Here is an 11,349-nt window from a genome sequence, read left to right on the forward strand (position 1 = left end):
TAGCTATTTGCTTATTTACTTAGTTCAAGCATCAATTTATTTAAGCGAGTAACAAATCCTGTTGGATCTTTAAGTGTACCGCGTTCTGCAAGTAGCGCTTGATCTAGTAAAACGTGTGACCACTGCGCAAACTTATCTTCATCTTGTTCGTCATTTAAGTGCTTAACAAGTTGATGCTCTGGGTTTAGCTCAAACACAGGTTTTGCTTCAGGGGCTGCTTGACCAACAGACTCCATTAGCTTTTGCATTTGTGAGCTCATGTCGTTGTCGTCGCTTACAACACATGCTGGAGAATCTGTTAAGCGGTGCGTAAAGCGCACTTCTTTAACGTCATCACCTAGTGCTGTTTTAATACGTTCAACAAGCCCAGCCATTTCTTTTTCAGACTCTTCTTGCGCTTTTTTAGTTTCTTCGTCGTCAAGCTTACCTAAATCTAAGTCACCACGTGTGATCGACTGTAGTTGCTTATCAGCAAATTCAGTTAGGTGACTCATCATCCACTCGTCAACACGGTCACTTAGTAGTAATACTTCAATGCCTTTTTTGCGGAAAATCTCTAAATGCGGTGAGTTTTTCGCAGCGGTGAATGTATCAGCTACTACGTAGTAAATTTTGTCTTGGCCTTCGTTCATGCGTTCAACATATTGCTCAAGCGACACATCTTGTGTTTGTGAATCAGTGTGTGTCGAAGAAAAACGAAGTAGCTTACAAATAGCTTCTTTATTGGCAGCATCTTCAGCTGGGCCTTCTTTCATTACTTGACCAAACTCATTCCAAAATACTTGGTAATCGTCAGCTTTGTTTTTAGCCATACGCTCAAGCATTTTAATAATACGCGATGTACACCCTTTACGAATAGCTTGCGTTACTTTGTTGTCTTGTAGAATTTCACGAGATACGTTCAGTGGTAAATCGTTTGAATCTAGTAAGCCTTTTACAAAGCGAAGGTAGCTTGGCATGAATTGCTCAGCATCATCCATTACAAACACACGTTGTACGTAAAGTTTTAAACCACTTTGACGTTCACGGTTCCATAAGTCGAAAGGTGCTTTTTTAGGAATATATAAAAGGCTAGTGTATTCAGTTTTACCTTCAACCTTATTATGTGCCCAGCTAAGTGGCTCTTCCCAATCATGGCTTACATGCTTGTAAAACTCTTTGTATTCATCATCAGAAAGCTCTGATTTATCGCGTGTCCACAATGCAGTCGCGCGGTTAATGCTTTCCCACTCACCTGGTACTGCTGGAATTTTTTCGCCGTCTTCGCCTTCAGATTCAGGCACTTCTGCTTTAAACATTTGTACTGGCGTTGAGATGTGATCAGAGTATTTAGTAACGATACTACGTAGGCGCCAGTCATCAGCAAATTCTTTTTCTTCATCGCGAAGATGTAAAATAATGTCGGTACCACGGCCTTCTTTTTCAATTTCTTGAAGTGTGTATTCGCCTTCACCTTGAGATTCCCACTCATAAGCGGTTGTTTCACCGGCTTTGCGTGTACGAACAGTGACTAAATCAGCAACAATAAATGCTGAGTAAAAACCAACACCGAATTGACCAATTAACTGTGAATCTTTACTTTGATCACCCGTTAAGTTTTTGAAAAACTCAGCAGTACCCGACTTTGCAATAGTACCTAATGAGCTAATGATTTCATCGCGCGTCATACCAATACCATTATCTGAAATGGTAATTGTATTTGCTTCTTTATCTGCACTAATACGAACACGTAAATCGGCATCACCTTGGTAAAGGTCACCTTGAGATAATGCTAAAAAGCGTAACTTGTCTGCTGCGTCTGATGCATTTGACACAAGCTCACGTAAAAATATTTCTTTATTAGAATAAAGAGAATGAATCATTAAGTTTAATAATTGTTTTACTTCTGTTTGAAAGCCTAATGTTTCTTTTTGTGCTGCAGTCATTTATATATCTCCAATTTGCAAAGTGTCTGCGTTATGCACTTAATATGGGGTGAGGTGTTAGAACTTCAAGGGAAAAATTTAAAAAAGGTGAAACGAAAACAAAGAACCATTAATTTGTTTAAAACGAATGCGGACAATTAATATGAATCTTTTCACCAGTTGTTGGATGTTCAAAATATAAATCGCTGGCATGTAATTGTAACCGCCGTGCCATATGTTCACTTTGCGCACTTTTATATATATCACAGCCTAAAATTGGGTGCCCTATAAACTGGCTGTGTATTCGTAATTGATGGGTACGCCCAGTAATAGGTGTAAATTGCACTAAGGTTCTGCACGGCTGCGTGAGCCGCTCAAGTACTTTATATTCACTCAGCGCTGTTTTACCTGTCGATTGGCAAATTTTAACACGCGGAAAAAGCAGTTTATCTTTTGCAATTGGCGCAGTAATTTGCCCTTCATCAACAGCCAAGCATCCCTCTAACATGGCTACATAACGCTTTTGAATAGTACGCGCTTGAAATTGCTTATTAAGGTGCTTTGACGCAATCGCGTTTAACCCAACAATCATAATGCCCGATGTGCCCAAATCTAGCCGATGCGGTAACTTAGCCTCTGCAAATGCAGCTGTTAAGCCCTTTTGACCATTTACTAAGCGGTAATGCACTGAGTCCCAATTAAGCGGATTTTTACCTGATAAGCTTAATAGTCCACTGGGTTTATTGATCAGTAAAATATCGTCATCTTGATATAATATTTCAATAAACCCGTCGCACTTAGGGGCTACAAAATCATCAACTATAATGGGTTGTTCTGAAGGTGTTTGCGATGTTGGGTTAGCCATTAAGTTAATCATTAAATTAGTCACTATCTTTTGAATGAAGCGCTTTTAAAGCCAATACTTTTTCACGTAAATCATCTGCTACTACTTTATCAGCAGCAATCGGGGCACCGACTGCAACCGACACCAAAGACCATTTTAATCGAGGCAATTGCCACTTAGCTTTACGACTAAACATGCTGCCCCATAAACCACCTAAGTGCACAGGAATAACGGGCACAGGTGAGCGCTCAATAATGCGCTCGATTCCACGGCGAAAAATATCCACTGAGCCGTCACTGGTTAGTTTTCCTTCAGGGAAAATACCAACAAGTTCGCCTTTATTAAGCGCAGCAGCTACTTCGTCAAAGGCTTTTTTAAACGCTTCTGGATTGGTTTTTTCACTGTTAATGGGAATAGCCTTAGCCATTTTAAATAACCAATGTAGAGCCGGCGAATAATAAATAGGGGCAAATACCATAAACCGGATAGGCCTTGGTGATGCGGCTAAAATAAACATCCAATCAACAAAGCTGACATGATTACACACGACAACCGCAGCGCCTGCATCAGGTATATTACTTTCACCTTTTGTACGCACTCTGTACATACAAATAGCTAAAATATATATAATAAATCGTAAAAAGAACTCTGGTACTTTGGTATAAATATAAACAGAGATAAGTAAGTTTAGCCCGGCAAGTAACAGTAGCAACTCTGAAATACTCCACTGAAAAACAGACAGCGTTACAATACTTAAAACAGCACTGCCCACCATAAACAGTGCATTTAATACATTGTTAGCCGCTATAACTCGTGAGCGACTCGACTCTTCAGTACGCTGTTGAATAAGCGCATACAGCGGTACAGTGTAAAAACCAGAGCCAATACCAATGCCTGCCATCCATACAAAGTGCCACACCATATCGCCTGTTTTTAATAGCTCCTGAAGCGTCAATAACTCAAGGTTTTGAGGTAAATAAGAGCTAATGGCTGGCTCTTGGCTCAGTAAGTATAAAAACAAGGTAATTAAGATCGCGCCAAAAGGCACAATTCCTAATTCTATTCGAGAGCGGGAAAGCTTTTCACACAGTAACGAACCAATAGCAATACTTAGTGAAAACACAACAAGCGCGCTAGTTACAACCAGTTCATCGCCGCCCATTGTGTGTTTTACATAATTTGGTAGGGACGTTAAAACGATGGCGCCAATTAACCAAAACCAACTGATCCCAAGTACTGATTTACCAACCGATTCTGTTTGCGAATTAAGTGCTGAAAATACGTTTTTTGTCGATGAAAATATATTATAGGTAAATTTTAAGTTAGGCTCGTTTGCTTCACTAGTGGGTATAAAGCGACTGCTCACATAACCCATCACGGCCAATACTAATACTGCAATACTTATAAGCGTAGGCCCTACTGATTGAGTAATATAATAAGTGCCAAAAATTGTACCCATTAGTATCGCCACAAACGTGCCTGATTCAACCAAACCATTCGCTTTTGTTAATTCATTCGGTGCTACGTGCTGCGGTAAAATAGAATATTTTAATGGACCAAAAAACGTACTTTGCACGCCCATTAAAAATACGGTGGCTAACATTAGCCACACATACTGAGTTAAAATAGAAACTGCCCCAACAACCATAATAGGGATTTCACATAGTTTTACGATTCTAATCAATTTTGATTTTTCTGTTTTTTCTGCAAGCTGCCCTGCCATCCCTGAAAATAAAAAGAACGGAAGAATAAATAACCCAGCAGCAATATTTGAATAAAGTGCGCCATCTGCAAGCGTTGCAGCCTGAAATATTAATAGAATAAGCACTGATTGCTTATACACGTTATCGTTTATCGCTGAGAAAAACTGCGTAATAAAAAGCGGTAAAAAACGCTTACTACCGAGTAATGCACCTTGATAGGGTTGGTTATCTTTCATTGTATTCCTTACTAATTAGAGACATAGCCCAAAAATAAATTAGATTGTTTTTAAGCTTACCTTAAAAACGAAAAAGCCTACATGATTTAATCATGTAGGCTTTGGTAATTTGTTTTCAAATAGTGACTTAGAGCTAGTCTTGAGTAACTAGGCGCCTGCCGCTAAAGGCATGCATAAGTGTTCTACCATCTACTAAATCAAGCTCACCTCCCACAGGAATACCATGGGCAATACGTGAAGCGCCTACTTTGTATTTATGACAAAGCTGAGCAATATAATGTGCGGTAGTATCGCCTTCAACCGTAGGGTTAGTCGCTAAAATAACCTCATTAATATCGCCTTGAGCAAGCTTTTGCTCTAAAACATCTAAGCCAATCTCTTTAGGACCAATACCGTCTATTGGCGATAAGTGACCCATTAATACAAAGTATAGACCTAAATACTGACCTGTTTGCTCGATGGCAAGTACGTCAGTAGGCGATTCAACAACACATAATATACCGCTGTCTTGGCGTTTTGTACTTAAACAAATATCGCACTTAGCTTGTTCGCAAAAAGTACGACAAGACTGACAGTGCCCTATGGCGGTCATTGCTTTAGTGAGTGCATTGCCCAGCTGAGTGCCTCCCTTTCGGTCGCGCTCAAGCAGGTGAAAAGCAATACGTTGCGCTGACTTTGGACCAATGCCAGGTTGACAGCGCAGTGCTTCTATAAGCTGATTTAAACTATCTGAAAGTTGCATTATTGACTTAAAACGGCATTTTCATACCTGGTGGTAATTGCATACCCCCAGTTACTTTACCCATACGCTCTTGTGTTTCTTCAGCAACACGGCGTACAGCATCGTTACATGCTGCTGCAAGTAAGTCTTCAATCATGTCTTTGTCGTCTTCCATCAAGCTTTCATCAAGCTGAACACGACGTACATTGTGGTTACCAAGCATGGTTACTTTAACTAAACCGGCACCGGCTTCGCCAACAACTTCTAATGTTGCGATTTCGTCTTGGGCTTTTTGCATGCGATCTTGCATTTGCTGCGCTTGCTTCATCATGTTGCCCATTCCACCTTTAAACATAACTTTCTCTCTTTCTTTTAATACATTAATTAACATGAACATAAGGGCGATTGTAAGTAATTACAATGCCTGAATACTGTTTTCGTCAATTTCGGCGCTAAATACTTGCTGAAATTGTACTATGTTTTCATCAGATGTGATCACATCGATTGCTTGTTGATGACGACCTGCATCAATTTTTTGCTGAATAAGATAAGGAGAGTCAATAACTCCCTTAGCAAAATTAATACTTAACGACACGTTATGCTCATAAATACTCGACAATGCGGCATCTAATCTTTGGCGAAGCATCGGTGTATCTAAATGCTTTTGTGATTCATCAACGTCTATATGTAAACTGTTGCCTTGCTTGGTAAATATTGAATGCAATGCAAATTGGCGCATACGACCCCCCAGTCCCATACGTTTAATTAAATAAGCCCATTCATCTTGTTGATGTGCAAATCTAATTTCACTAATTGGACTTTGAAAATCATCAGGCACGGGAATGCTAATTTCCTCGGGCGCTGCTTCAGGTACTTTTTGAGGATTTATTTGCTCAAGTAGCTCTGGCGCTAGATTTTCGGTAATTGTTTGATGCTTTTCTTTAAAATCAACTTTTCGTACTGGTTTTGTATTAGCGTGACCATGTGCCTGGCTTTCGCTCCCTCTTGGTGGGAGCTCATGCTTTTTTTCACTTGCACCTGCACTATCATTTACCCAAGGTGGGGGATCGCTAGGTGCAATGCTTGAAACGCTGTTGAGCTCGTTTATATTTTCAGCGGTACTATCTTGGTGAACACTTTGAGCTTTAGGCATTCTTGGCTGGTGTTCTGGCTTTTTAGCGGGTGCTTGGTTTGGCTGCGCTGCTACATTATTTGCAGAGGTGCTTGTACTCTTGCTTGATAACCTACCCGCACCGGATATGTTTCTATCACGTAAAATACGAGCAATGGCAGATTGCGCCTGCGCTTCTTGTTCAGCTATTGGCGTACTTGCATTGTGATTTGTTAAGGGCTCTGATTGAGGTTCTGAGTTTGCAGTAGGTGCAGGGTTAAAACCCTGATCTACAGCGCTACTCATTATATCGTCAAATTGCGAGGCCAGCGTTTGTTCAGCATCACTATGGAGCATATAAGCTTCATCTTCACTTTGTCGCTGGGCTTGAGCATCTGAAACAACATTGGTTTGTGGTTGCTCTTTAGCTAAAGCCTGTTGCTTTGAAGCGTTTTCACTTTGTTGAACCGGTTGCTCTACTGCAACTTGGGCAGGCTCATTATTACTTTGCACGACTTCATTATTTGATGACTGAGCGGCTGCGTTAGCTGAAGGCTCTATCTCAACGGCTTTAGGCTGCTCTGCATTGCTAACTGGCTTAATATTATTTACTGGAGCACTGCTTTGGCCAGCTACGGTGTTTTGCGATGTTTTATTTTTATTTAATATATCTCGCAGTGCATTTGCACGGCCTTGTTTATTTGGGGCCGGCTCTTCGTTTGCTGTGTGTATAGTTTGTTGCGCGTCTGTAGGCTTAAATGCTAATAATCTTAGCATAATCATTTCAAAACCTAAGCGAGGCTCTGGTGCCCATTGTAAATCTTTTTTACCATTTAACAGTAACTGATAATAAATTTGAATTTGTTGTGGGCTCGTATGTTGTGCAACATGAGCAATATAATCTACATTTTTTTCATCTAGCCCTGCCGCTTCTGGCACTAACTGGGTTAGTTGGGTCAAATGCGTAAGTGCAATTAAATCATCAAGCAATGCCACATAATTAGGATTACGACTTGCCACCTGCGCAATCTCATCCATTAGCGCAGCGCCATCTTGTGCAAGTAATGCTGCAAGCAAGCTTTGGCTATAATGAGTATCCATTAAACCAAGCATTGTTTGTACTGCTTGATTATTAATATCACCATTTGTTTGCGCAATAGCTTGGTCGGTTAAGCTAAGCGCATCACGCATACTGCCATCAGCGGCTTTTGAAATAATGCTAAGTGCATCGGTATCAAAGCTAAGCTGTTCTTGAGTAAGTACGTGTTCAAGCTGTGTTTTAATCTCACTTTGCGACAAGGCATTTAGATTGAATTGTAAACAGCGAGATAAAATAGTAACTGGTAGTTTTTGAGGATCCGTCGTCGCCAATAAAAATTTCACATGCTCTGGTGGCTCTTCAAGCGTTTTTAAAAGCGCATTAAAGCTGTGCTTAGAAAGCATGTGAACTTCATCGATTAGGTATACTTTATAACGTCCACGCGTTGGTGCATATTGAACATTATCAAGTATTTCGCGAGTGTCTTCTACTTTTGTACGAGAAGCCGCATCTATTTCGAGTAGGTCAATGTAGCGCCCTGCTTCTATATCCAAACAGCTGCTACATTGTCCACACGGATTTGCAGATATACCTTCATCGCAATTTAGGCTTTTAGCAAAAATACGTGCAATGGTGGTTTTACCTACACCGCGGGTTCCAGTGAATAAATAAGCGTGATGCAGTCTATTTTGCGTAAGCGCATTTACAAGCGCTTGCTTAACATGAGACTGCCCAACCAATTCATGAAAGGTTTGAGGACGCCATTTTCTCGCTAGAACCTGATAACTCATCGATTACTCGCCTTCGAATTCAACCAATTTTAGGATTTTAATACCCATTTTTTTGATGCGCTGCTCGCCACCAAGTTCTGGTAGTGATACAACAAATGCTGCATCTGTGGCTTCGCCACCTAGTTTATTAACTAACTTAGCAGTGGCTTCAATTGTGCCACCAGTTGCTAATAAGTCATCAACTAGTAATACTTTGTCGCCAGGTACAATTGCATCTACATGCAGTTCTAGCGTGTCTTCACCGTACTCAAGTAAGTAATCTTGGCGAATAACTTCGCGTGGTAACTTACCTGGTTTACGTACTGGAATAAACGGAATGCCTAACGCGTAAGACAATGGCGCACCAAAAATAAAACCACGTGATTCTGTGCCTATGATTTTAGTAAAGCCCTGATCTTTATATTCTGCGATAAACGCGTCAATAGTTGCTTTAAAGGCTTCTGGATTTGCCATTAAAGTGGTTACATCGCGAAACATAATGCCCGCTTTTGGATAATCAGCAATTGTAGTTATGCTGTTTTTGATAATTGCTGGTGTTACTTGAGTCATAATTTTAACTGCTCAATTGTTTATATTACAAAGCAGGTGATTATAACCTTAACTAACCTTTAATTGCGAGTTTGGCGTTATTATAAAAGAAGTATTAAATATGGAAGGGGTAATTAAAATAAAGTGGTTCAAGGCTGAAGTTAGCAACAGCCTTAATAAACGTTATACATTTTACGTTAAGCTAGTGATCCAGCCTAATATTGCATTTAAACAACCAATCCCTGCAAATACAGCTAAAAAAGCAAGAAAGTAAGTAGCGTTGAACGGATCTTTAAAGTCTTTATCATCTGACATTGGTACAACCTTTTATTAAGCACGGCAAATAAGGCTGCCATAATAGACGATGTAAAATCATCAATAAAGACCTTAGTCTTGATTTTTTGTCACAATTACTCCTCGTTCAACCATAGCATTAAGAGTAACCAGTGCACCTTGAGCAATTTGCTCTGCATTAAATTGTGGTGCATGAGCTAATACCTGTTGGCAGACGTTGTCAAATGTCGCGCCTTCGCTTGCCTCTATGATTGACAATAGCAAAGCTGTCATCACATTCGTAGCCAGAAATTGAACGTCATCATCTTCATCTCTATATACAACAAAATAATTAGGCTGAGGTGATGGCTCTTTTGGTTTAAAGCGATTGCTAATATTTTGAACCGGAAATTGATAACTTAAATTTCTTGCCGTTTTCGATAAATATAAAGCTGAACTAGTGAGCGCTGTTGTTTGTAATTTTTTCTCTTGCTCATCTTCGTGTGCAATGGATACATCTAGCTCTACCCATTCATAATGGGCAAGCTCAAGCATAAACACGGGATCGTATTTTTTCATTTTATAATCACTTGATAAGTAATTAATAAACTCCCCTGCTATGTCTAAAAAGTACGGCGAATGACAATCATATTCGCTAAAAAACTGGCGTACGAGGGCTTGCCATTGCTTCTGGGTATATAACGTTTTTAATACCGGAAAACCTGATGATATAAAACCTTCAATGTTATTAAAAAATAGGTCGCGATAAATAGCCATACGCCTGTCTTCGATACCGCTGGGCTTTTTATTTTTTTGAGGCTCGCGAATATGCGCCATAAATTCGTTTTGTATTTCAATAAAGCTCATAACTAGGCACTCTTTTAATGTTGATAAAGGCTTATATTAAGCTCGTTGTTTTGAAACAGTTGAATCAAAGTGTTTAGCTTGTAGATCATGAATTATATCTAACTCTTTGGTTAAAACATTCATGGTAGGAATATTAAAATCGCGCTCAAGCAAGGTTGGAAATACGCCATGCACTTCGTATGCTTTATCGAGTAGCTCCCAAACAGGATCAATCACATCAGCGCCATGTGTATCAACAATTAAGTCATCAGCCTCATTATAATGGCCAGCAACATGCCCATAGGCTATACGATTAGAGGGTAACCCAGTTAAAAATGCTTGCGCGTTGTAGCCATGATTTATCGAATTAACATAAATGTTATTCACATCAAGTAAAAGCTTGCAGTCAGCTTGCTCTAAAATAATATTCGTAAATTCAAGCTCTGATAATTGCTGTCCAGGAGCACCATAATAGGAAACATTTTCTATCGCAATTTGCTGCTCTAGTATGTCTTGAACTTGTTTAATGCGAGGTACAACATGTGCTATGGCATCTTGTGTAAATGGAATGGGCATTAAGTCATACATATGCCCTGTACCGGAGCAGTAACTTAAGTGCTCACTAAAAATTTTTATATTGTGCTCTTCAAAAAACACTTTTAAAGACTTAACAAATTCAACATCAAGAGGTTCGGGAGAACCGATAGACAGTGATAATCCATGACACACAAAATTATTAGCATCGGTTAATGTTTTAAATTGCTTTTTAAAGCGTCCACCCAGTTTTAACCAGTTCTCTGGCGCAACTTCTAAAAAGTCTACTTGATTAGGTACATGCTCAAGCAGCTCATCAAGCATTTCTCGTCGTAGGCCAAGGCCCACCATCCCAAAATCTTTACTTTGAGTTTGTATCATAACTACCTCTAACTTAACAAAAAAGGGCCTTAGGGCCCTTTTAGCATAACTTATTTAGAATAAGATATTAACGGCCACCACATTTACCTTCGCCGCACTTACCTTCTTTTTTAGTTTTTTTAGCGTCGCCGCCACATTTACCTTCACCACATTTGCCTTCTGTTTTAGCTTTTGCGTCTTTTGCATCGCCGCCACACTTACCTTCGCCGCATTTACCTTCTTTTTTATCTTTTGCGTCGCCACCACATTTGCCTTCGCCGCACTTACCTTCTTTTTTACCTTTTGCATCGCCGCCACATTTGCCTTCGCCGCATTTGCCTTCTGTTTTATCTTTTGCGTCGCCCCCACCTTTGCCTTCGCCGCATTTACCTTCTTTTTTATCTTTTGCGGTACCGCCACTTTCGCCTTCACCGCACTCACCTTCTGCAGCATCTAATT

At 40.0% G+C, this 11,349-nt stretch carries 11 protein-coding genes; all 11 read right to left on the reverse strand.

What is annotated here, in order from left to right; all coding sequences use genetic code 11:
* Positions 1-11: 11 nt before the first annotated feature.
* Positions 12-1,925, reverse strand: coding sequence for a molecular chaperone HtpG (gene htpG, locus H5090_RS10325; protein ID WP_024596357.1), 1,914 nt, complete (start codon positions 1,923-1,925; stop codon positions 12-14).
* Positions 1,926-2,043: 118 nt separating this feature from the next.
* Positions 2,044-2,781 (reverse strand): RluA family pseudouridine synthase, encoded by a 738-nt coding sequence (locus tag H5090_RS10330; RefSeq protein WP_182695638.1) that lies wholly within the window; start codon positions 2,779-2,781, stop codon positions 2,044-2,046.
* A gap of 4 nt (positions 2,782-2,785) precedes the next feature.
* Positions 2,786-4,687 carry an MFS transporter gene (locus H5090_RS10335; protein ID WP_182695639.1) on the reverse strand — a complete coding sequence of 634 codons (1,902 nt, stop codon included), beginning with the start codon at positions 4,685-4,687 and terminating at the stop codon, positions 2,786-2,788.
* Positions 4,688-4,820: 133 nt separating this feature from the next.
* Positions 4,821-5,429, reverse strand: a complete 609-nt coding sequence (recR, locus tag H5090_RS10340; RefSeq protein ID WP_182695640.1) for a recombination mediator RecR — start codon at positions 5,427-5,429, stop codon at positions 4,821-4,823.
* 7 nt (positions 5,430-5,436) lie between these two features.
* Positions 5,437-5,763: a YbaB/EbfC family nucleoid-associated protein gene (locus tag H5090_RS10345; protein ID WP_002962306.1), complete on the reverse strand. Its 327-nt coding sequence runs from the start codon at positions 5,761-5,763 to the stop codon at positions 5,437-5,439.
* A gap of 60 nt (positions 5,764-5,823) precedes the next feature.
* Complete coding sequence (gene dnaX / locus H5090_RS10350; protein ID WP_182695641.1) at positions 5,824-8,349, reverse strand: DNA polymerase III subunit gamma/tau; 2,526 nt, start codon at positions 8,347-8,349, stop codon at positions 5,824-5,826.
* Between the two features lie 3 nt (positions 8,350-8,352).
* Complete coding sequence (apt, locus tag H5090_RS10355) at positions 8,353-8,898, reverse strand: adenine phosphoribosyltransferase (protein ID WP_002962303.1); 546 nt, start codon at positions 8,896-8,898, stop codon at positions 8,353-8,355.
* A gap of 171 nt (positions 8,899-9,069) precedes the next feature.
* Positions 9,070-9,192 carry a hypothetical protein gene (locus H5090_RS20845; RefSeq protein ID WP_002962301.1) on the reverse strand — a complete coding sequence of 41 codons (123 nt, stop codon included), beginning with the start codon at positions 9,190-9,192 and terminating at the stop codon, positions 9,070-9,072.
* A 72-nt stretch (positions 9,193-9,264) separates the two neighbouring features.
* Positions 9,265-10,017, reverse strand: a complete 753-nt coding sequence (locus H5090_RS10360) for a DUF2063 domain-containing protein (protein ID WP_182695642.1) — start codon at positions 10,015-10,017, stop codon at positions 9,265-9,267.
* Positions 10,018-10,053: 36 nt separating this feature from the next.
* Positions 10,054-10,911 (reverse strand): DUF692 domain-containing protein, encoded by an 858-nt coding sequence (locus H5090_RS10365; protein ID WP_024596352.1) that lies wholly within the window; start codon positions 10,909-10,911, stop codon positions 10,054-10,056.
* A gap of 67 nt (positions 10,912-10,978) precedes the next feature.
* Positions 10,979-11,349 (reverse strand): hypothetical protein (locus H5090_RS10370; RefSeq protein ID WP_182695643.1); only part of this gene is annotated, 371 nt, incomplete at its 5' end.

It is taken from the genome of Pseudoalteromonas sp. SR43-5, assembly GCF_014163835.1.
Taxonomy (GTDB): Bacteria; Pseudomonadota; Gammaproteobacteria; order Enterobacterales; family Alteromonadaceae; genus Pseudoalteromonas; species Pseudoalteromonas distincta.